The organism is Phenylobacterium sp. CCH9-H3, assembly GCF_001557235.1.
Taxonomy (GTDB): domain Bacteria; phylum Pseudomonadota; class Alphaproteobacteria; order Caulobacterales; family Caulobacteraceae; genus Phenylobacterium.
In genome coordinates this window covers 32333-51785 of record NZ_LSJI01000227.1, presented here as the reverse complement: position 1 = coordinate 51785, position 19453 = coordinate 32333, and the positions used below count along the sequence as shown (strand labels likewise).

At 70.2% G+C, this 19453-nt stretch carries 20 protein-coding genes; 10 read left to right on the top strand and 10 right to left on the bottom strand.

Features of this window, described 5'->3' with window-relative positions; genetic code table 11:
* Nucleotides 1–44 precede the first annotated feature (44 nt).
* Nucleotides 45–779: a glutathione S-transferase N-terminal domain-containing protein gene (locus AX721_RS20110; protein WP_156467287.1), complete on the top strand. Its 735-nt coding sequence runs from the start codon at nucleotides 45–47 to the stop codon at nucleotides 777–779.
* On the opposite strand, the gene AX721_RS20105 is transcribed toward AX721_RS20110, so the two are convergent.
* The 3 genes from AX721_RS20105 to AX721_RS20095 all read right to left on the bottom strand — a co-directional run bounded on the left by AX721_RS20105 (nucleotide 776) and on the right by AX721_RS20095 (nucleotide 5248).
* Nucleotides 776–1855, bottom strand: coding sequence for a PepSY domain-containing protein (locus tag AX721_RS20105; RefSeq protein WP_068877757.1), 1080 nt, complete (start codon nucleotides 1853–1855; stop codon nucleotides 776–778). The two genes, AX721_RS20110 and AX721_RS20105, sit on opposite strands and share 4 nt — an antisense overlap.
* The gene (locus tag AX721_RS20100) at nucleotides 1855–3978 is read right to left on the bottom strand and encodes a TonB-dependent receptor (protein WP_068877756.1); all 2124 of its coding nucleotides are present in this window, start codon (nucleotides 3976–3978) and stop codon (nucleotides 1855–1857) included. The genes AX721_RS20105 and AX721_RS20100 overlap by 1 nt, the downstream gene beginning before the upstream one ends.
* 61 nt (nucleotides 3979–4039) lie before the next feature.
* Complete coding sequence (locus tag AX721_RS20095) at nucleotides 4040–5248, bottom strand: MFS transporter (protein WP_197422657.1); 1209 nt, start codon at nucleotides 5246–5248, stop codon at nucleotides 4040–4042.
* Between the two features lie 105 nt (nucleotides 5249–5353).
* On the opposite strand from AX721_RS20095, the gene AX721_RS20090 reads away from it, so the two are divergent.
* On the top strand, nucleotides 5354–5644 hold the full coding sequence (locus AX721_RS20090; protein WP_068877755.1) for a glycine zipper 2TM domain-containing protein: 291 nt from the start codon (nucleotides 5354–5356) through the stop codon (nucleotides 5642–5644).
* Between the two features lie 16 nt (nucleotides 5645–5660).
* Here the strand turns inward: AX721_RS20090 and AX721_RS20085 are convergent, their stop codons facing one another.
* Complete coding sequence (locus AX721_RS20085; RefSeq protein WP_068877754.1) at nucleotides 5661–5933, bottom strand: usg protein; 273 nt, start codon at nucleotides 5931–5933, stop codon at nucleotides 5661–5663.
* A gap of 297 nt (nucleotides 5934–6230) precedes the next feature.
* On the opposite strand from AX721_RS20085, the gene AX721_RS20080 reads away from it, so the two are divergent.
* Both AX721_RS20080 and AX721_RS20075 read left to right on the top strand, forming a co-directional pair.
* The gene (locus AX721_RS20080; RefSeq protein ID WP_068877753.1) at nucleotides 6231–7574 is read left to right on the top strand and encodes an erythromycin esterase family protein; all 1344 of its coding nucleotides are present in this window, start codon (nucleotides 6231–6233) and stop codon (nucleotides 7572–7574) included.
* A gap of 51 nt (nucleotides 7575–7625) precedes the next feature.
* Nucleotides 7626–10658, top strand: coding sequence for a DUF2339 domain-containing protein (locus AX721_RS20075; protein ID WP_068877752.1), 3033 nt, complete (start codon nucleotides 7626–7628; stop codon nucleotides 10656–10658).
* On the opposite strand, the gene AX721_RS20070 is transcribed toward AX721_RS20075, so the two are convergent.
* The 3 genes from AX721_RS20070 to AX721_RS20060 form a co-directional block, all read right to left on the bottom strand.
* On the bottom strand, nucleotides 10655–11092 hold the full coding sequence (locus AX721_RS20070) for a Dps family protein (RefSeq protein ID WP_068877751.1): 438 nt from the start codon (nucleotides 11090–11092) through the stop codon (nucleotides 10655–10657). The two genes, AX721_RS20075 and AX721_RS20070, sit on opposite strands and share 4 nt — an antisense overlap.
* A gap of 16 nt (nucleotides 11093–11108) precedes the next feature.
* Entirely contained in the window at nucleotides 11109–11315 is a 207-nt protein-coding gene (locus tag AX721_RS20065) for a DUF2061 domain-containing protein (protein WP_068877750.1), read from the bottom strand.
* Between the two features lie 68 nt (nucleotides 11316–11383).
* Nucleotides 11384–11977, bottom strand: a complete 594-nt coding sequence (locus tag AX721_RS20060) for a cyclopropane-fatty-acyl-phospholipid synthase family protein (RefSeq protein ID WP_231733386.1) — start codon at nucleotides 11975–11977, stop codon at nucleotides 11384–11386.
* A gap of 152 nt (nucleotides 11978–12129) precedes the next feature.
* On the opposite strand from AX721_RS20060, the gene AX721_RS28445 reads away from it, so the two are divergent.
* The 3 genes from AX721_RS28445 to AX721_RS20045 all read left to right on the top strand — a co-directional run bounded on the left by AX721_RS28445 (nucleotide 12130) and on the right by AX721_RS20045 (nucleotide 13792).
* Nucleotides 12130–12708, top strand: coding sequence for a hypothetical protein (locus AX721_RS28445; protein ID WP_231733385.1), 579 nt, complete (start codon nucleotides 12130–12132; stop codon nucleotides 12706–12708).
* A 90-nt stretch (nucleotides 12709–12798) separates the two neighbouring features.
* Nucleotides 12799–13155 (top strand): hypothetical protein, encoded by a 357-nt coding sequence (locus tag AX721_RS20050; RefSeq protein WP_068877749.1) that lies wholly within the window; start codon nucleotides 12799–12801, stop codon nucleotides 13153–13155.
* A 76-nt stretch (nucleotides 13156–13231) separates the two neighbouring features.
* On the top strand, nucleotides 13232–13792 hold the full coding sequence (locus tag AX721_RS20045; RefSeq protein ID WP_231733384.1) for an alpha-ketoglutarate-dependent dioxygenase AlkB: 561 nt from the start codon (nucleotides 13232–13234) through the stop codon (nucleotides 13790–13792).
* Here AX721_RS20045 and AX721_RS20040 read toward each other — a convergent pair.
* Nucleotides 13789–13980, bottom strand: a complete 192-nt coding sequence (locus AX721_RS20040; protein WP_156467285.1) for a hypothetical protein — start codon at nucleotides 13978–13980, stop codon at nucleotides 13789–13791. The two genes, AX721_RS20045 and AX721_RS20040, sit on opposite strands and share 4 nt — an antisense overlap.
* 170 nt (nucleotides 13981–14150) lie before the next feature.
* Between AX721_RS20040 and AX721_RS20035 the strand changes: the two genes are divergently transcribed.
* From AX721_RS20035 to AX721_RS20025, 3 genes are all read left to right on the top strand, one after another.
* Entirely contained in the window at nucleotides 14151–14567 is a 417-nt protein-coding gene (locus AX721_RS20035) for a rubrerythrin family protein (protein WP_068877746.1), read from the top strand.
* A gap of 71 nt (nucleotides 14568–14638) precedes the next feature.
* Nucleotides 14639–16024 carry a heterodisulfide reductase-related iron-sulfur binding cluster gene (locus tag AX721_RS20030; RefSeq protein WP_068877745.1) on the top strand — a complete coding sequence of 462 codons (1386 nt, stop codon included), beginning with the start codon at nucleotides 14639–14641 and terminating at the stop codon, nucleotides 16022–16024.
* A complete protein-coding gene (locus AX721_RS20025) occupies nucleotides 16024–16617 on the top strand; it encodes a DUF3501 family protein (RefSeq protein WP_068877744.1) in 594 nt (197 codons plus the stop codon). Before AX721_RS20030 ends, AX721_RS20025 begins: the two co-directional genes overlap by 1 nt.
* Here the strand turns inward: AX721_RS20025 and AX721_RS20020 are convergent.
* Both AX721_RS20020 and AX721_RS20015 read right to left on the bottom strand, forming a co-directional pair.
* A complete protein-coding gene (locus AX721_RS20020) occupies nucleotides 16614–18077 on the bottom strand; it encodes a serine hydrolase (protein WP_068877743.1) in 1464 nt (487 codons plus the stop codon). The two genes, AX721_RS20025 and AX721_RS20020, sit on opposite strands and share 4 nt — an antisense overlap.
* Nucleotides 18078–18205: 128 nt before the next feature.
* Nucleotides 18206–19411, bottom strand: coding sequence for an acetyl-CoA C-acyltransferase (locus AX721_RS20015; RefSeq protein WP_068877742.1), 1206 nt, complete (start codon nucleotides 19409–19411; stop codon nucleotides 18206–18208).
* Nucleotides 19412–19453 lie beyond the last annotated feature (42 nt).

Sequence of the window (19453 nt, the reverse complement as noted above, 5' to 3'; positions counted from 1 at the left end):
CAGCGTTCCCCCGCCATTGCTACGCTGGCTTTGATCGCCATCTGGTGAGCTTCGCTTTCGGAGCCCGCCTGCCCATGCCGGACCTGTCCGACTTCCCGATCACCCGGCGCTGGCCGGCGCGGCATCCCGAGCGGCTGCAGCTCTATTCGCTGCCGACGCCTAACGGGGTGAAGGTGTCGATCATGCTGGAGGAGGTCGGGCTGGCTTACGAGCCGCACCTGGTCGACTTCGGGACGGACGACCAGCAGACGCCCGAGTTCCTGTCGCTGAACCCTAACGGCAAGATCCCCGCGATCCTCGATCCCGACGGCCCGGGCGGAAAGCCCCTGGCGCTGTTCGAGTCGGGCGCGATCCTGCAGTACCTGGCCGAGAAGACCGGCAAGCTGATCCCGGCCGATCCGGCGGCGCGTTACGAGACGCTGCAGTGGGTCTACTGGCAGATGGGCGGGCCGGGGCCGATGTTCGGCCAGGTGGGGTTCTTCCATAAGTTTGCGGGCCGGGAGTACGAGGACAAGCGCCCGCTGCAGCGCTACGTGGCCGAGAGCCGGCGGCTGCTGGAGGTGCTGGACGGTCGCCTCGAAGGCCGCGATTGGATCATGGGCGCCGATTACACCATTGCCGACGTGGCGCTGCTGGGCTGGGTGCGGAACCTGATCGGCTTCTATGAGGCGGGCCCGCTGGTGGCCTTCGACACGCTGAGGAACGTTCCGGCCTGGCTGGAGCGGGGCCTGGCGCGTCCGGCCGTGCAGCGGGGCCTTGCGATCCCCTCGCGGGCCTAGGTCGCGGGGACCGGGTCGCGGCGGCGGCGCTGGGGCTTGCGGCGGAACCAGAACGTCCAGACGGTCAGGCTGCCCAGCAGCGTCAGGGTCAGGCCGGAGAGCGTGATCACCAGGCGGTAGGGCAGGCCGCCGACCTTGCCGGCGTGCAGCGGGTAGAGGGCGTTGTAGGCCTGGACCTGGGGCGGCAGGGCCAGGGCGTCGCGCGCCTGGACCAGCTCGCCCGTGTCGGCGGCGAAGTAGAGCGTGGTGCGGCCGTTGGGCAGCCACTCCTCCTGCTGGCGCAGGCGCAGGCTGATCAGCCCCGTCTCGCCGCGCGGCAGCGACAGGATGCGCACCTCGGCGGTGGGATAGAGCCGGCGCGCGGTCTCGATCATCCCCGTCCAGTCCGGATCGTCGGCCAGCTTGGTCTTGCGCGGCGGCGGGGGCTTCAGCGCCTGGGTTACCGCGGCGGCGGCGCCTGGGCCCAGGATGGCGTCGGCGACGGGGCGAAAGACCATGATGGTCCCGGTCATCAGCGACAGGGCCAGCACCGGCGCCATGACGATCCCGATGTCGCGGTGGTGGCGCAGGATCTGGAACCGCTCGAACTTGCGCGGCCACAGGCGCAGCTCGAAGGCCCGCCGCATCCGCCACCACAGGATCGCCCCTGTGATCACGAAGCCCAGGCCGCAGAGCCCGGCGACCCCGGCCACCATCTCGCCGGTGTCGCCGTTGAACAGGTGGTGGTGGAGGTCGAAAAGCCAGATCTCCGGCCGGTCCCACTTGCTGTCCCAGCGGGCCACCACGTCGCCCGCCTGGGTGGCGTAGGCGCCCGAGCCGGCTTTGGGATAGCTGAGCTGGTTGAGGCCGAAGTCGCGGGTGGCGAAGACGATGCTGCGCGGCCGGTCCGGCGCCGCCATGATCCGCTCGGCCGCCGCCGCCAGGGAGGCGGTGTCCTGCGCCTGGACCTCGCCCACCTGGGGCAGCATCACCATCAGAGGCTTGTGCGCCAGCAGCGCGCCCGACAGCCCCAGCACCGCCAGCAGCAGCCCGATCAGGCCGCCCGTCCAGCGGTGGATGAGGTCGATCAGCCCCATCAGAAGCGGTAGTCCCAGCCGAGGGTGAAGGTCCGCCCGCGGCCCGAGAAGAACCGGGCGTTGTTGGTCGGCTGCTGCGTGTCGGTGTTGTAGTCGATGTAGTACTCGTCGAGCAGGTTCTGCACCGAGAGCGACAGGCCGCCCCACCGCTCGAACTGGTAGCGGACCGAGCCGTCGACCAGGGTGTAGCCCTCGAAGCTGTTGCGCGGATCGGCGCCGTCGAAGCTGCGCGACAGGTACTTGCCGAGCTGAAGCCGGGTGGACCAGGGGCCGCGGTTGAAGTTCATGGCCGCCACGATCCGGTCCGGCGAGATGTTGGCCCCGTCCAGGTCGATGTCGACGCGCCCGTCGCCGTTGGAGTCGGCCCGGCCCTTCAGGTCGGCATAGCCCGCCTGGAAGGTCAGGCCCTCCACGGGCGTGCGAACGGTGGCGTTGAGCTCGAGCCCCTCGATTTCCACCCGTTGGCGCTGCACTTCGAACACCGTGCCGACCAGGACCAGCAGCTGGCCCCGGGTGCTGGTCGACCAGAAGTAGGTGGCGCTGGCGTCGAACCAGCCGCGCTTGAGCTCCAGGCCGACCTCGCGGTTGTTGGAGACCACCGGGCTGATGTCGAGGTAGTCGTCGATGTCCACGCCGCTGACGTTGATCGAGCGCGTGATGCGCCCGACGTCGGGGACGGTGTAGCCCTGGGCGTAGCTCACATAGCCGCGGATGCCGGGCACGGGCTCGACGATGACGCCGCCGTTGAAGAGGGTGTCGTGGAACTCCGGCGAGCCGCCGGAGACGAACCGCGAGCCGTAGAAGGCCAGGGTGGTGAAGTCGTCCACCTTGATCTGGACGTTCTCGTTGCGCAGGCCGCCGGCGATGCGCAGCCGCTTGTCGAACAGCGCCAGGTTGGCCTGCACGAAGGGCGCGACGCTGCGGTAGTCGGTGGGCGGCACCCAGACGCGGCCCGTGCGGACCAGGGCCTGTTCGGTGCGGTCCTTCAGGAGGTCGAGGCCAACGGTGGCGGTCAGGTTCTCGAAGCCCGGGACGGCGCGCTCGTAGCTGAACTTGGCCCCCAGCTTGCGCGAGCGGTTCTCGGACTGGTCCAGCAGCGTGCCGATCGGGGCGATCCTCACGTCCTGGAAGGTCGCTGAGCTGTCGCCGCCGAACAGGTCGCGGGTGCGGTTCCAGAACGCCTGGGTGACCAGGTTGCCGCCCCAGAGCGCGGTGTCGGTGTAGGAGATCGCCGCGCTTTCCGTGCGCCCGCGGGCCGGCGTCCCGGGCTGCACGCCGCGGATGGCCATGGACGGCACGCCGGTGGTGCGGTTGCCGGGCGAGTTCACATAGTCGCCGTCGCCCTCGATCTGGAACCGCGACAGGATCAGGTCGACCCGGGCGGTTTCGCTGACCGCATAGCCGAAGCGGCCGAACAGCGACCAGCTCTGGCTGTCCTGGGTCTCGCCCTGGGCGGCGTCGAAGCCGACGCGGCGGCCATGGCCGTCGTAATAGGCGCCCCGCGTCTCGTAGGCGGCGCCCAGGGTGGCGTCGAAGGCGCCGGCCTTCCAGGCGCCCAGGCCGGCGGCCTTGTAGCCGGCGCCGTCGCCGTGGAAGCCGTTGTCGGCGGTGGTCTGCAACAGGGTGCGGCCGCTGAAGCCGTCGACCGTCGGCGCGCCCACGGTGACCTGGTTGACGATGCCGCCCGTGCCGCCGATGCCCTGCAGGGCGTTGGAGCCGAAGATCACCTCCACCCGGTCGACGAAGAACGGGTCGATGGTGAAGCCGTCGCGGGAGCCGTCGCGCAGCGGCGTCGACTGGGGGATGCCGTTGATGGCGTACAGCGGCGAGCGGCCGCGCAGCGTCTCGCCGGCGCCCGAAAGCTTCTGGCGGGTGGGCGAGAACGAGGGCGTCAGGGCGGCAACGGCGTCGACCACCGAGCCGCCGATGGCCACCTGCTGGTCCAGGGCGTTGCGGTCGATCACGTCCACTGTCAGCGGCAGGGCGTTGGCCGGCAGGATGGTGCGGGCTGCGGTGACGACCACCTCGCTGACCTCCCGGCCCGGCGCCGCGTCGTCCGCCGCGGCCGGTCCGGCGGCCACGGCCGCGCCAAGAAGGATGGAGATGGAAGTCGCAGTCCGCATGGGCCCCTCGCCGATGAGGCAGGCCCTATAGATCAGCTATCCGTGCGAGTCATTCGCATTCTCACGCCTGGTGCGGCTTGGCGATGCGACCCATGACGACGATGATCACCGCGGCCGCCACGGCGACCGGCGCCATGGACAGAAACACCTCGCCCGGCGTGGCTCCGGCGTTGCGCAGTTCCCCGGCGATCAGCGGGCCGCCGATCGACCCCAGGCGCCCCACGGCGATGGCGGCGCCCGCCCCGGCCGCCCGCAGGTGGGCGGGGTAGAGCATGGGCGCGACGGCATAGAGCGAGAACTGCGCGCCCATCACCAGGAAGCCCGCGGCGCCGGAAATCGCCAGGATCGCCAGGGGCGCGTCGGACGCCGCCAGTCCCGCCATGGCGGCGGCGAGGGCGACGTAGACGATGGCCAGCGGCCAGCGCCAGCCGGCCTTGTCGCAGATCGCCCCGACCCCGATGGAGCCCAGGGCGCCGGCGACGTTGAAGGCCATGGCCGCAGCGAAGCCCTCGGACGGGGGGTGGCCCTTGTCCACCACCAGCGTGGGCAGCCAGTTGAGCGCCAGGTACAGCACCACCAGGGTCATCATGAACGCCGCCCACAGCAGGACGGTGGGCGCGGCGCGCTTTTCGGCGAACAGGGCGCGGCCGAGGTTCCTGTCCGCTGAAGGGTCGTGCGGCGGCCGGGTCTCGGGCAGGAGCAGGAAGATCACGGGCAGCAGGAGAAGCGGCACGACGCCGCCGGCGACGAAGATCGTCCGCCATTCCAGGCCGTCGCCGGCCAGGCGCGCGATGAGCGCCGAGGTCGCCCCGCCCGCGGGCATGCCGCAGAACATCGCCGAGACGGTGGCGGCGCGCCGCTCGGGCCGGCTGATCTCCACCGCCACGGCGATCAGGTTCGGCATGGCGCCGCCGAAGCCCAGGCCGGTGGCGAGCCGCGCCCAGAGCAGGGCCTCGTAGCTGTGCGCCGCGGCGGTGAGCAGCGAGAACAGTCCGAAGGCCGCCACCGAGCCCAGCAGCACGGGCTTGCGGCCGTAGCGGTCCGCCAGCCAGCCGCCGGCGAAGGCGCCGATGACGAGGCCGATCATGGCCGCGCTTCCCGCCCAGCCCTGCTGTGCGGGGTTCAGGCCGAGTTCCGGGATCATGCGCGGCGCCGCCACGCCGAAGGCCTGGATGTCGTAGCCCTCGACGGCGGCGATCAGGAAGCAGACGAAGACCACCAGCCCCGCGCCGGCGCCGCCCAGCGTCTTTCCCTGCACGAGGTCCCCCACTCGAATCCGCCTTGAAGCGGCACCATGCCACACGCGCGCCTGAAACCCAGCGCCGCCTTGGCGGGTTTAAGGGCGCCTGGGTGTCGAACCCAAAAGGAGAAAGTCATGCGCAATCGGCTGATCGCCGCGATCGTCTTCGCCACGGCCGGGACCGCGCTCGTCGCGCCCGCCCCTGCCGAGGCCAAGCGGGTGCTCGTCTGCAAGGACGTGAAGAAGAAGGCCAACAAGGGCACGGTGATCGGCGCGGTCACCGGCGGCGTGCTGGGCAACGTCGTCGCCGGCAATGGCGCGAAGACGGAGGGAACCCTCGTCGGCGCCGGCGTGGGCGCCGTCGCGGGCCACCAGATCGCCAAGAGCAACGCCAAGAAGAAGCGCTGCCACTACGAATACCGGTAGGTCCGGCCAGGCCCGCCTATTGCAGCCGGAACTCGGCGCCGATGGCCTTCAGTTCGGCGGGCTTGATCAGCTTGCAATGGCCGACGGTCACCTTGAACAGCGGGCCGTCGAGGGTGCGGGTCCAGAAATCCAGGAACTTCCGGAGCGTCGGGAACTCCGGGAAGATGTCGTAGTCCTGCCAGAGATAGCTCTGCAGCAGGCTGGGGTGGTCAGGCATCCGATAGAGGATCTCGGCCGTGGTCAGGCTGTAGCCTTCCATCTGCTTCCGGAACTCAGGTGACGGTTTCATTCGTGACCTCGCGCTCTTACGGCGCGCGGCCTGCGACGTCCCGGCCGCGCTGTATGACAGGAAAACCGATTCTGGATGAAAGTTCTATGAATCCAAAATGTTAGCACTCCAGCGAGCAGGCTGCTGCCAGGCGGGCGATAGGGGGTCGATCTCGCCAAGTCGCCTGGCGGCGCGACGCGGCCCCTGCCAGGGGTCTCGGCTGGCGCAACCCGATGGTCGCCGTTTCGCCATCCTCCCGACCGGCTTCCGCCGGGAACCCGCGCGATGGTCCCCGGGTTGCGTATCCGGGGAGTCGCCATGCCGGACATTCATTCGCACGTCGAGCCGCCGCGGACCTATCCGCGCGGCCCCTCGAGCCAGATCGCCGCCGCCGCCGAACCGTTGCCCGACTTCGACGATCCCGCCTTCGGGCGGATGTTCGACCGGTTCGGCGACGCGCGCGTGGTGCTGCTGGGCGAGGCCACCCACGGCACGTCCGAATTCTACCGCGCCCGGGCCGCGATCACGCGTTGGCTGGTCGAGAAGCGCGGCTTCGACATCGTGGCCCTGGAGGCCGACTGGCCGGATGCGCGGGTGCTGGACGCCCGGGTCCGCGGTCGCGCGCGCCCGGCCGCCGGAGCCTTCGCCCGCTTCCCGACCTGGATGTGGAGGAACCGCGAGTTCGACGCCTTCCTGGGCTGGTTGGCCCAGCACAATCGGACCCGCTCCCGCGCAGACCAGGCGGGCGTCTACGGACTGGACCTCTACAACCTCGCGGGCTCGATGCGGGCGGTGGTCGACTATCTCGACCAGGCGGACCCCGAGGCGGCCAATGTCGCGCGTGAGCGCTATGGGTGTCTCAATCCCTGGGTCCAGGAGCCGCAGACCTATGGGCGGATGGCGGTCTCCGGCCGCTACGCCAGCTGCGAGGGCGCGGTGACCTCCATGCTCGCCGACATGCTGGCCCGCCAGCTCCGGGAACGGCCCAGCGGCGACGGCGAGGAGGGTCTGCTGGATGCGGTCCAGAGCGCCCGGCTGGTCCGCGACGCCGAAGCCTATTACCGCGCCATGTACTATGGCGGCGCCGAGGCCTGGAACCTGCGCGACACGCACATGTTCGAGACGCTCAAGGCGCTGATGGACGCCAGGGGCGGGCACGCCCGCGCGGTGGTCTGGGCGCACAATTCCCACATCGGCGATGCGCGGGCGACCGAGATGGGCATGGTCCGCGACGAGATCAACCTGGGCCAGCTCTGCCGCGAACAGTGGGCCGACGAGGCGCGCCTGATCGGCTTCGGGACCCATGCGGGAAAGGTGGCCTGCGCCTCGGACTGGGATGCGCCGATGGAGGTAAAGACCCTCCGCCCCTCGCTGGCGGAGAGCCAGGAGCGCCAGTCGCACAACGCCGGCCTGGACCGCTTCCTGCTCGACCTGCGCCCCGGCCCGAACGGCGTGCGCCGCGTGCTGTCCGATCCCCGCCTGGAACGCTTCGTCGGCGTCATCTACCGGCCGGAGACCGAACGGTGGAGCCACTACGCCGAATGCCGCCTCGCCGAGCAGTTCGACGCCTGGGTCTGGTTCGACGAAACCACGCCCGTGACGCCACTCGCCGGAGCCCCGGCCGCCCCGGGCGAGGACGACACTTGGCCGTTTGGGTTGTAGCCGGCTAGGGTCACCACCCAGCCGCGGGGGAGCGGCGCGCGAGGCGTGGGTATGCTCTGGCTTCTGGTGGTGGGTTTGCTCGCGTGGGCGACCTTCCTGACCTTGCGCGTCAGCGATCTCAAGGCGCGGACGTACGGGCTTGAGCGCCGGCTGCTCGACCTGAAGGAGCAGCTTGAGCATGGGGCGGCGTCGCGGCGTGCGGAGACCGCCAAACCGGAGCCCGAGGCGGTCGTTCGGACTAGGCCGACGGCCGAGAAGGTTGTTCAGCCCGAGCCTGTCCGGATGGAGCCTGCGCGGTCTACGATGACGGCGCCCACGCCGCGCAGGCCGGCTAGGCCGCCGCTGCGCGACGTCGTTCGCGGCTGGCTGGAGGAAAATGGCCTGGCCTGGGCCGGCGGCGGCGCCCTGGCGCTGGGCGGCCTGTTCCTGGTGACCTACGCGGCGCAGCGCGGCCTGTTCACGCCGCCGATGCGGATCGCCGCGGCCGTGGTCACGGGGCTCGTGCTGTTGGCGGCCAGTGAGTGGCTGAAACGGCGCAGCGACCATCCGTCAGCCGCTGCGCTGGCCGCCGGCGCCGGGGCGGCCACGCTCTATGGCGCGGCCTGGGCGTCGTACTGGCTTTACGCCTTCATCGGGCTGACCGCCGCCGGCGGCCTGTTGGCGGCCATTTCCATCGGCCTTCTGGCGCTGGCGTTCCGACATGGCGAGGCGCTCGCGATCCTCGCCATCCTGGGCGGCTTCCTCGCGCCCGCGATCACCGGGCCCGCGCACTGGACGGCGCCGGCGCTGACCGCCTACCTCGCCCTGATCGCCGTCACCGGTTACGCCGTCGCCGGATTCCGGCGCTGGGGCGGCGCCGGGATGGCGACGCTGGCCGGGGCCTTCGGCTGGGCCGCCGCGGGCTTCGCAGCCGAGGGCTATGTGAGGGTCGCCGCCCTGGCGCTGACGCCCGTCGCACTGTCCGGACTGGCGGTGGAATGGCGTCGTCGTCGGGGTGAGACGCCCACCGGGGGCGCGGGCGTCTTCGGTGGGTTGCCGACCGCAGCCGTGGCCGCCGCCGCGATCCTTGTGACCGCGCTCTGGGCGACGGCGGCGCGCGGCGGCTTCGAACCGGCCGCCGCCGCGGCGGCAGTGCTGGCGGTCCTAGCGGCCGGCCTCGCGCGCCGGGGGCTGATCCCGCCTCTGCTGCAGATCGCGGCCTACGCGCCCGCCTTGGGCTTCCTGATCGCTTACGCCGCTCCCGGACCGGATCCCGCGGTGCGCGAGGCGGGGGGCGGCATGCTGACCGTGGCGCTGGCTGGGGCCGGCGTCTGGGCGGGCATGCGTCGGGGAAGCATCCGGCTTCGGCTCGGCGCGGCGGCGGCCGGCTTCGTCGGGTTCATCCTGGCGGTGAGCCTGCATGGTCCTGCGACCGCAGCCGCTCCGTGGCTGCCGGCCGCCGGCGGCGGGCTCCTGCTGTTTGCGGGCGCCCTGATCCTGGCGCGCAGTTCGGACGGGCCCGCCCGCGATCTGCCGCTGGCCGTCTGGCTCTGGGCGGCCGGCGGGGCGGCGCTGTTCGCCATCGACGCGGCGTTCAACGACGTGGCCGCCCCCGTCGCGGCCGCGGCGCTGTCGGCAGCGGCCGCGGGCCTGCACGCACGCCTCGGCTGGCGGGGCTTTGCGGCGGTGATGGTTGCGGGCGCCCTGGCGTCGATGGCGGCGCTGACGTCGCCCGCGCTCTTCGAAGCCCTGTCCGACCGCGAGACGCCCCGGTGGCTGTTCGCCTTCTCGGCCATCGCCAGCGCCGGACTGGCCTGGGGCGGCGCGCGGCTGGCGGATCGGCCGGACCGACCGAAGACCAGCGCTGAGGCGCTCGGCACGGCGGCGCTGCTTGTGGGACTCACGGGGGCAGCGGTGCTGCTCCGCCTCGCGGCCTCAGGAGGGCCGGCCAACGGCATCGGACTGGACCTTTTCATGGAGGCGTCGCTCCGGACGCTGTTGCTGCTCGCCGCCGGGTTGACGTCGGCGCAGGCGGTGCGCGTCGACTCCAGCGTGATCGGCCGCTGGCGAGGACAGGTGCTGCTCGTCGTGGGCCTTGCCCATGGGCTGGCGCTGCAGGTGATCGGCTTCAACCCGCTCTGGGCGTCCTGGACGCCGGCCGTGGCGGGTCCGCGCCTGCTCGACAGCTTGGCCGTCGGCTTCCTTGTTCCCGCCGCGCTCCTGGCCGCGGCCACCTGGCGAAAGGTGGCGATCAACCGTGCGCTGCTGGCGACGTACGGGCTGGCCGCCTTCGCATTCGCCCTCGTATGGGGCCTGATGGAGACACGCCGCCTCTTCCAGGGGTCCAGCCTGCATGGCGGCTTCGACACCGTCGGTCGGGCCGAGGCTGCGGCCTATGCTGTGATCGCCCTGTTGGTCGCGCGTGGCGTCATTTGGCTGGGTGAGTGCGCCGCGGAGCGCTCCTGGACGGTCTCGGCGTTCGCCGAGCCCATCGCGCGGATCGGGCGGCTGGGCGCCTGGGGCGCGCTTGTCGTCGCTCTCGTGGTCTTCGGCTATGGTGCGAGCCCCTGGTGGGGGCCGATCGACCGCCCCCTGGCCGGCATGCGGGCCACCGTGCTGCTGCTGGCGCTCTACGGGGCAGGCGCCGGCATGGCGTACGAACTGGCGCGCTCGGCGGCCCAGGCCGGGGTCGCGCTGCTGGCGCGCGCGTCACGGGTCATGGTGGTGGGGATCGCGTTCGCCCTGCTGAGCCTGTTCGTGCGATTGGGCTTCCGTGGCTACGACATGCGACCGACCCTGCAGGAGGCGAGCCTGGAGACCTGGGCCTTCTCGGCGGCCTGGGGCGTCTACGGCTTCGGCCTGCTGGTCTACGGCGCCGCGCGCCGGTCCGCCGACCTACGCGGGGCCGGGCTGGCCGTCCTGATGGTGACGCTGGCCAAGATCTTCCTGTTCGACATGTCCCGGCTGGACGGGATCATCCGCGCTGCCTCATTCCTGGCGGTGGGGGCGCTGCTGCTGGGCGCCGCCGTGATCGTGCGACGCCTCGGCGGGACCGACAGCCTGCTGGGCCGCAAGGCGCCCGCCGAGGACGGCGTCGGCCTTTAGCCGATCGAGACGCGCAGCATCCAGGCGTGCTTCTCGTGGGCTTCGACGCGGGCGTCGATGAGGGAGGCGGTGACGTCGTCGGCGCCTTCGCGGGCGGCCTTGGCGGTCGCCACCAGGGTCGCGTGGTCGGCCACCAACTCCTTGAGCATGGCCTCGGCGTCGCGCTTGGGATCGCCGTCCTTGATGTCGGACAGGTCGGCGAAGGCGCCGTAGCCCTGCGGGGCGTACTCGCCCAGCGCCCGGATGCGCTCGGCGATCAGGTCGATCGAGGCCCACATCTCGGTGTACTGGGTCATGAACAGGTTGTGCAGCGACCCGAAGTTCGGGCCGCGGACATTCCAGTGGTAGCCGTGCGTCTTCAGATAGACGGCGTAGGTGTCGGCCAGCAGCTTGGCGAGGCCGGCGGCGACCTTCTTCTGGGATTTGTCGGCCATAGGTTGTCCCTCTCGATCAATGGTGGGCGTGGACGCGGACGGGGATCGGCTCGCGCGCGGCCCAGGCGCGCTCGTGCAGGGCGAACGCGAGGGTCTGGAATACCGGTTCGATCAATCCCACGGCCAGCGCGGCGCGCCAGTTCTGGGTCAGAGCATAGGCCACGGCGATGGCGACGGTCATGTGAACCAGCGACCAGCTGAAGGTTTTGGCGGCGAGGCGCATGGCGGCCCCTTGTTGCGAACTGTTCTCAATATAGCTGATATCGATGGATATGCAATTATCCAGAGGGATTATTTGTTCCCGCGGCCAGGGCCACGCCCATCCGAAGGTATGATCGGCGCGGATGGCGCGGACGACGGCGGCTCGGGCACGCGCCACAGGTAGATGCGGTCGCCGCCGCCCATGTCGACGACCTTCTCCGGCGCCCAGTCGCCCATGTCGAAGGCATGGCTCACGATGCGCGTTCCGGGGCGCAGCTCGGTCAGCAGCCGCGGCCGCAGGCGCAGGTTCAGCTCGGGCAACAGGTAGAGGGTGACGACGGTGGCTTCGCGGAAGTCCGCGCGGAACAGGTCCTGGCGGCGGAATCTCACCAGCCGGCCAACGCCCGCGGCCCGCGCGTTCGCCCGCGCCTTCCCAAGCCATTCGGGATCGATCTCGATCCCGACCGCCCGGATCCCGAACCGCTTCGCCGCCGCGATGGGGATGCGTCCGTCGCCGGATCCCAGATCGTAGAGGACGTCGCCGGGGCCGACCTCGCCCAGGGCCAGCATGGCGTCGACGGTCCCGTGCGGCGTGGGGACGTACATGACGTCCGCACGCCCCTGCGCAGCCAGGGGCGCAGGGATCGCCGCCAGGAACAGAAGGGCCAGGATGACGGCTCTCACGACCCGCGATCCTGCCCCTGTCGGGCCCCGTCGGGTCTTCACGGATGCGTGAACGGCCCTGCGGCGCCGCTGAACCAATTCGGACCGGCGGAGTTTCGCCTCCCCATCGGGGGGACCAACGAGCAGGTGACCAAGCTCGAGGAGTCCGAACGATGAACAAGACCAAACTTCTGATGGCCGCCGCCGCGGCCCTGACCCTGGGCGCGACGACGGCGTCCGCCCAGGCCTGGATGCCGATGATCGAGCGCCAGGCCGTTCTCGACGACCGGATCGACGCCGGCCTCGCCACGGGCGAGATCACCACGGCCGAGGCCCGGCTGATGCGCGACGACATGGCCTCGCTCGTGGCCCTGGAAGGCCGCTACCGCTATGGCGGCCTCAGCGCCCGGGAGAAGCTGGACCTCGATCGCCGCTTCGGCCTGATCGACGACCAGATGCGCCTCGCGGTCCGGACCGGCGCGGTCGACAGCTATGTGGCCATGGAAGACCGCAAGCTCGACCTCGACGCCCGGATCGAACGGGGCGTGCGCAGCGGCCAGCTGACGGCCGTCGAAGCCGAGGCGCTGCGCGATGAGTTCAACGACATCGCGCGGGTGGAGGCGAGTTACCGGGTCGACGGGCTGTCCGCCGAGGAGCGGGCCGACCTCGATCGCCGCTTCGACGACCTGAGCGCCGAGATCCGCGTCGCCCGCGCCGACGGCGACCGCGTCTACGGGTGGAACCGTTACTGACGCGCCACAGCCACTGAACCGATCGGGAGGTCCGCCGTTTTGACCCCCCAGGACGAGGGACGACACCCCACGTTACGAGGAGAGATCGTTATGAAGACCACCATTCTGGGCCTCGCCGCCGCGACCGCCCTGACCGCCGGCGCCGCGAGCGCCCAACCCTATGGCTACGGCCGCGACTGGATGCCGATCGAGCGGCGCATGGAGCGGATCGACTTCCGCATCGACCAGGGCGTGCGCTCCGGCCAGCTGACCTCGCGCGAGGCCTACCGCCTGCGCGACCAGTTCAATCGCCTCGTGCGCCTGGAGGCGCGTTATAGCCGCAACGGCCTGTCCAACTGGGAGCGCGCCGACCTCAACCGCCGCTTCGACGCCCTGTCGATGAACGTGCGCGAGGCGCGCCGCGATCGCGATCGGCGCTACGGCTACAACGACTATCCCCGCTACTAGCGGAATGCGGACGTGAACGACGGGCGGCGGGACGGGCGACCTTCCCGCCGCCTTCGTTTGCGCCCATCTGGACGCCGTGACGTCCCTGTTCGACCTTCCGCCGGCCGCGCCGCCCGGCTTTCGATACCAGGCCGGCCTGATCTCGCCGGCCGAGGAAGCCGACCTCGTCGCTCGGCTGGAGACGCTGGCGTTCGAACCGTTCCAGTTCCGCGGCTATGAAGGCCGCCGGCGGGTGATCTCGTTCGGGCTGAAGTACGACTTCAACGGGCCGGGCCTGGTGGACGCCCAGCCCCTGCCGGGCTGGCTGCTGCCCCTTCGCGACCGCGCCGCCGCCTTCGCCGGCGTGGCGCCCGGCGACTTCGCCCACGTTCTGATCAATGAATATCGCGAGGGCGCGCCGATCGGCTGGCACCGTGACCGGCCGGTGTTCGAGAAGGTCGTGGGGGTCTCTCTGCTGTCGCCCACCGTGATGCGGTTCCGGCGGCGCAAAGGCGAACGGTTCGAGCGGATCAACGTGCCGCTCGAACCGCGCTCGATCTATCTGCTGGAGGGGCCGGCGCGCACGGACTGGGAACACTCGCTCCCCGAGGCCAGGGCGCACCGCTACTCCATCACCTTCCGCAATCTGCGGGGTTAGTGGGTCTTGCCCTCGCCGGTGTCCTTGCGCGCCTGTTCCAGCGCCTCGCCTTCGGGGCCGTCGAGGGCCTCTTCGGCTTCACGGGCCTTCTGTTCAACGGGGCCTTTCTCGGCGAACTCGTGCTGCATGTCCTGGTACTTCTTGCCCGAGATGTAGTCGCCCTCGCCCTGGATCTTGTTGTCAGCCATGACCGTCTCCTTGCGTTGCAGGGAGAACCCGCGAGGAACCGGCCAAGCTCCATAGAACCGGTCGATGCTCAGCATAGAGCATATCATGTTGATCGATGGGGACGCGGGTCCATAGTCCGTGCCGCATGGCGGTAGAGCCGGGGGGTTCGCCGCCGCCTAGGGAGAACAGCATGTCGCTTGCGAGCAGCAAGACTATCGAGAACCTGAAAGCCGCCTTCGCCGGCGAGAGCCAGGCGAACCGCCGCTACCTCTATTTCGCCCAGAAGGCCGACGTGGAAGGCTACAACGACGTGGCCGCGGTGTTCCGCTCCACGGCCGAGGGCGAGACCGGCCACGCGCACGGGCATCTTGAGTTCATGGAGTCCGTGGGAGATCCCGCCACCGGCCTGCCGATCGGCGGCACCGCGGACAACCTCAAGGCCGCTATCGCCGGCGAGACGCACGAGTACACGGACATGTACCCGGGCATGGCCCGCACGGCCCGCGAGGAAGGCTACGACGAGATCGCCGACTGGTTCGAGACCCTGGCCAAGGCCGAGAAGTCCCACGCCGGCCGCTTCCAGCGCGCCCTCGACACCCTCGACTAGGCGAGCACATGGCGCTTCTCCTCCCCCAGTGGGGGAGGGGGGGCTGTCGTTCGGCCGACCGCAGGATTGACATGAGCGAAGACCGCACCGCGACCCCTGCCCCGGGCGCGCCGCCGCGCGAGGGCAGCCTCGATGCGCCGTTCCGCCGCCCGATCCTGTGGCAGGATGACGACTACTACGACCTGGCGAAAGTCGAGGCCGAACTGCAGCGGCAGTTCGACGTCTGTCACACCTGCCGGCGCTGCTTCAATCTGTGCGACAGCTTCCCGCGCATGTTCGACGCCATCGACGAGGGCCCCACGGGCGAGATCGACGGCATCGGTCCCAAGGAGCACGCGCACATCGCCGAGGCCTGCACCCTCTGCGACATGTGCTTCCTGACCAAGTGCCCCTACGTCCCGCCGCATCCGTTCGACATCGACATCCCGCACCTGATCCTCCGCTACCGGGCCGCAAAGCGCCGCGCGGGCGAGAAGGAATTCGTGCGCGAGCAGCTCGGCATGACGGACCGCAACGGCAAGCTCGCCAAGCCCGTCGCCGGCCTCGCCAACTGGGCAACGGCTCGGAAGAACACCCCCCTGCGCAAGCTGCTGGAAGCCATCGCCCAGATCGACGCCGAGGCCGAGCTTCCCAAGTACCATTCCAAGACCGCGACCGACCGGCTGAAGGCGCCGCTGGCGCCCAATCCCCAGGGGCCGGCGTTCGGGCAGCGCAAGGTCGCGCTCTATGCGACCTGCTTCGTCGACTACAACAAGCCGGACACGGCGGTGGCCGCCGCCAAGGTCCTGGCGCTGCAGGGCGTCGAGGTGAAGCTGGTCTATCCCGAGTGCTGCGGCATGCCCCAGCTCGAGGCCGGCGACATCAAGGACGTGGCCGGCAAGGCCCGGCGCGTCGCCGCCGCCTTCGCCCCCTACATCGAGCAGGGCTACGACGTGGTGGCCCTGACCGCCTCGTGCGGCCTGATGATGAAGTTCGAGTGGCCGCTGATGCTGCCCGAGGACCACGCCATCGGCCGCCTCGCGGCCAAGACCAAGGACGTGGCCGAGTACGTGGTCGAGCTGTCCCGGACCTACGGCCTGGTCGAGGGGCTGAAGCCGGTCGAAGGGGGCGTCACCTTCCACCACGCCTGCCATGCCCGCGCGCAGAACATGGGCGCCAAGTCCATGGAGATGCTGAAGCTGATCCCCGACACCAAGGTCGACCTGGTCGAGCGCTGCTCCGGCCACGGCGGCACGTTCGGGGTGATGAAGGACACTCGGCCCGCCGCCAACAAGGTGGGCCGTCCCGCCGCCCGCCAGGTCGCGACCAAGGGCAACGAGACGCTCTGCTCGGACTGTCCCCTGGCCTGCAAGCATCTGGCCCAGCTGATCGGCGACGACACGGCGCAGACGGCCCCGCCGCGCCCAGCCGAGGCTCATCCGATCGAAGTCTTCGCCAGAGCCTACGGAGTGTTCTGATGCCGCTCGCCGAACGCCGCATCGACCCGTCCGACCTTCTGCCGGACGCCGAGTTCGCCAAGGTCCGCAAGGCCCGCCGCGCCGAACTGCTGCCGCTGAAGCGGCTGCGGCGGATCGAACTCGGGCCCTACTGCACCTTCTACTTCGAGAGCTACGAGACCATGCTCTTCCAGGTGCAGGAGATGCTGCTGATCGAGAAGGGCGGCGCCGACCAGATCCCGGACGAGCTGGCCGCCTACAATCCGCTGATCCCCAACGGCACGGAACTGGTGGCCACCATCATGTTCGAGATCGACGACCCGATCCGGCGCGAGGCCGTCCTGGCCCGCCTGGGCGGCGTCGAGGACTGCTTCTTCGTCCAGGTCGACGGCGAGCGCGTGCTGGGCGTGCCCGAGGGCGACGTCGAACGCACCCGCGACGACGGCAAGGCCTCGTCGGTCCACTTCCTGCGCTTCCCGCTGAAGGCCGAGCACATCGCGCTGTTCCGCAAACCTGGCGCCGAGATCATGATCGGCTGCAGCCACGAGCGCTACAGCCACCTGGCGGGTCTCTCCCCGGCCACCCGGGCCGAACTGGCCAAGGACTTCGCCTAGTTCTGGGCGGCGAGAAGATCGCCGATGTCGCGCGCGACGAGTTGGGCGAACGGGGCGTCGTAGTTGCCCATCACCGCATAGGCGTAACCCGTCTCCCAGATCATCTTGGCGTCGGAGTTGACACCTGAAGCGGGTCCGCCGCCGCCGTGGCCCACCAAGCTGCGGCCGTTTGGCAGGTCGAAGCGTTCGAAGCCCAGGCCGTAGTCCCGTTCACGGCCGGACCGGGCCAGGAAGAGGGCGGCCGTCTCGGGCTTCAGCAGCTTGCCCGCCTTCAGCGCCTGCAGGAACCGGATCATGTCGGCGGCGGTGGAGAACTGCCCGCCGCAGGCATTCCCCCGCCACGACAGAGTATCCCAGTTGGGCTGCCTCGCGCCGAAGCCCAGCGGATCCTCGGCGCCGAACTTGTAGCCGACGGCCCGATTGGGGATGGCCGGATCGTCGGTGAGGTTTTCGGTGGCCGTCATGCCTGCGCGATCGAAGATGTTGGCCTGGACGTAGTCGTACCAGGTCTGGCCCGACAGCCGTTCGACGACGGCGCCCAGAACGATGAAGCCCTCGTTCGAATAGGCGGCCTTCGCCCCCGGCTCGAACTGCGGCGCCTCGGCGGCGAACAGGGGCAGGAGTTCGGACATGCGCTCATAGCGCAGCTTCCAATCCCACCCCGGGCGCTCGAACAGCATGCCGAGGCCCGCCCGGTGGGAGAGCAGGTGGCGGATGGTCGTCTTCCGGGCGGCCTCCGGGTTCGGATAGTCCGGCAGGACGTCGATCAAGCGGGTATCCAGGGTGAGTCTGCCCTGGTCGATGAGCTGGCCGATCGCCACCGCAGTGAATTGCTTACCCATGGACCCGATGTTGAAGCGGGTGTCAGGCGTCACCGGCGCATGGGTCATCTTGTCCGCCTGGCCGACGACTTGCTGGTGGACGACCTCCCCATCCTTCACGACAAGCACGGCGCCGGAGAAGTCGTCGCGGCTTTCCGCGAACCGGATCCGCGCCTCGATGGCCGCCGCCAGGTCCTGGCGGGACATTGCCGAAGGCTTCGGCCCGTCGTACGGCGTCGGCATCGCCACGGGGATCATTGCTGTCAGGCGCGAAGGGTCCGCGCTGTCCTGGAACAGATCCACTCGCGCGGTCTTGCCGCTCGCCGCCCTCACCGTCACGCGCAGCCGGCCGCGGTGCTGCCAGGACTGCAGCGTCAGGCCGCCGCTGGTCCGCGCGATCGCATCCAGCAATTGAGCGAACTCCGCACGCGGCATCTCCGGATTGGCGGCGACCCGCCGCGCCAGGAACGCGGCGCGGGCGCGCGCGTTTCCACGCGTCGCGGCGATGAAGTCGTCGACGAGAGGCTGGGCCGCCGCGGCCTCCGCCGGCGTCGCCGGCTGGGCCCAACCCAGACCCGGCGCGGTCGAGGCGACGATGACGGCGGCGGCGGTTGCGGTGAGCAGAGAACGCGAACGCATGGGCCCCCCGATGGATGGTGAAGGGGTGGCTAACGGCCAAGCTCGCCGCGTTCACGTGAATTCCCGGCAAGGAAAAGGGGCCGCCCTCGGAAGGACGGCCCCTTAAACGTTCGCAATGAGCCTGCGACCTAGAAGATCTCGAACAGGCCCGCCGCGCCCATGCCGCCGCCAACGCACATCGTGACGACGCCGTACTTGGCCTTGCGGCGCTTGCCTTCGTACATCAGGTGCGCGGTGCAGCGGGCGCCGGTCATGCCGTAGGGGTGGCCGATGGAAATCGAGCCGCCCGAGACGTTGTACTTGGCCGGGTCGATGCCGAGCTTGTCGCGGCAGTACAGCACCTGGCTCGCGAAGGCCTCGTTCAGCTCCCAGATGTCGATGTCGTCGATGGTCAGGCCGTTACGCTCGAGCAGCTTGGGGATCGCGAAGACCGGGCCGATGCCCATCTCCTCCGGACCGCAGCCGGCGACGGCCATGCCGCGATAGGCGCCCAGGGCCTCCAGCCCACGCTTCTCAGCCTCCTTGCGCTCCATCAAGACCACGGCGGCGGCGCCGTCGGAGAGCTGGCTGGCGTTGCCGGCGGTGACGAACTTGCCTTCCTGGACGTAGCGGCCGCCCTTGAAGACGGGCGAGAGCTTCTGGAGGTCGGCCAGGGTGGTCTGGGGGCGGTTGCCCTCGTCGGCGGAGATGGTGATCTCCTTGTCGGCCGTCTCGCCGGTCTCCTTGTTGACCAGCACCTTCATGATGGTGGTGACCGGGACGATCTCCTGGGCGAAGCGGCCTTCGGCCTGGGCCTGGGCGGTGCGCTGCTGCGACTGCAGGGCGTAGTCGTCCTGGGCCTCCCGGCTGACGCCGTAGCGCTCGGCGACGATCTCGGCGGTCTCGATCATCGAGGTCGCCAGCTCCGGCACATGCTCCTTCAGCCACGGGTCGGTGGCCATGAAGCGGTTCACCTTGTCGTTCTGCACCAGGCTGATCGACTCGATGCCGGCGCCGATGGCGATGGGGGCGCCGTCGTTGATGATGTACTTGGCGGCCGTGGCCACGCCCATCAGGCCCGAGCTGCACTGGCGGTCGATGGTCATGCCCGAGACGGTGTTGGGCAGGCCGGCGCGCAAGGCGGCCTGGCGGGCGATGTTGTTGCCCGTGGTGCCTTGCTGCAGCGCGCAGCCCATGGCCACGTCGTCCACCTCGCCCGGGTCGATCCCGGCCTGGGCCACCGCGGCGCGGATGGCTTCGGCGCCCAGGGTCGCGCCGTAGGTGTTGTTGAAGGCGCCGCGATAGGCCTTGCCGATGGGAGTCCGCTTGGCGGCGACGATGACAGCTTCACGCATTCCGTAGGGTCTTTCCGTAAGGTCAGAGGTTGGGCGGAGAAA

Coding starts and splice junctions, on each gene's coding strand:
- AX721_RS20105 (WP_068877757.1), bottom strand. CDS start 1,855: ATGGGGCTGATCGACCTCATCCACCGCTGGACGGGCGGCCTGATCGGG.
- AX721_RS20100 (WP_068877756.1), bottom strand. CDS start 3,978: ATGCGGACTGCGACTTCCATCTCCATCCTTCTTGGCGCGGCCGTGGCC.
- AX721_RS20090 (WP_068877755.1), top strand. CDS start 5,354: ATGCGCAATCGGCTGATCGCCGCGATCGTCTTCGCCACGGCCGGGACC.
- AX721_RS20085 (WP_068877754.1), bottom strand. CDS start 5,933: ATGAAACCGTCACCTGAGTTCCGGAAGCAGATGGAAGGCTACAGCCTG.
- AX721_RS20080 (WP_068877753.1), top strand. CDS start 6,231: ATGCCGGACATTCATTCGCACGTCGAGCCGCCGCGGACCTATCCGCGC.
- AX721_RS20075 (WP_068877752.1), top strand. CDS start 7,626: ATGCTCTGGCTTCTGGTGGTGGGTTTGCTCGCGTGGGCGACCTTCCTG.
- AX721_RS20070 (WP_068877751.1), bottom strand. CDS start 11,092: ATGGCCGACAAATCCCAGAAGAAGGTCGCCGCCGGCCTCGCCAAGCTG.
- AX721_RS20065 (WP_068877750.1), bottom strand. CDS start 11,315: ATGCGCCTCGCCGCCAAAACCTTCAGCTGGTCGCTGGTTCACATGACC.
- AX721_RS28445 (WP_231733385.1), top strand. CDS start 12,130: ATGAACAAGACCAAACTTCTGATGGCCGCCGCCGCGGCCCTGACCCTG.
- AX721_RS20050 (WP_068877749.1), top strand. CDS start 12,799: ATGAAGACCACCATTCTGGGCCTCGCCGCCGCGACCGCCCTGACCGCC.
- AX721_RS20040 (WP_156467285.1), bottom strand. CDS start 13,980: ATGGCTGACAACAAGATCCAGGGCGAGGGCGACTACATCTCGGGCAAG.
- AX721_RS20035 (WP_068877746.1), top strand. CDS start 14,151: ATGTCGCTTGCGAGCAGCAAGACTATCGAGAACCTGAAAGCCGCCTTC.
- AX721_RS20030 (WP_068877745.1), top strand. CDS start 14,639: ATGAGCGAAGACCGCACCGCGACCCCTGCCCCGGGCGCGCCGCCGCGC.
- AX721_RS20025 (WP_068877744.1), top strand. CDS start 16,024: ATGCCGCTCGCCGAACGCCGCATCGACCCGTCCGACCTTCTGCCGGAC.
- AX721_RS20020 (WP_068877743.1), bottom strand. CDS start 18,077: ATGCGTTCGCGTTCTCTGCTCACCGCAACCGCCGCCGCCGTCATCGTC.
- AX721_RS20015 (WP_068877742.1), bottom strand. CDS start 19,411: ATGCGTGAAGCTGTCATCGTCGCCGCCAAGCGGACTCCCATCGGCAAG.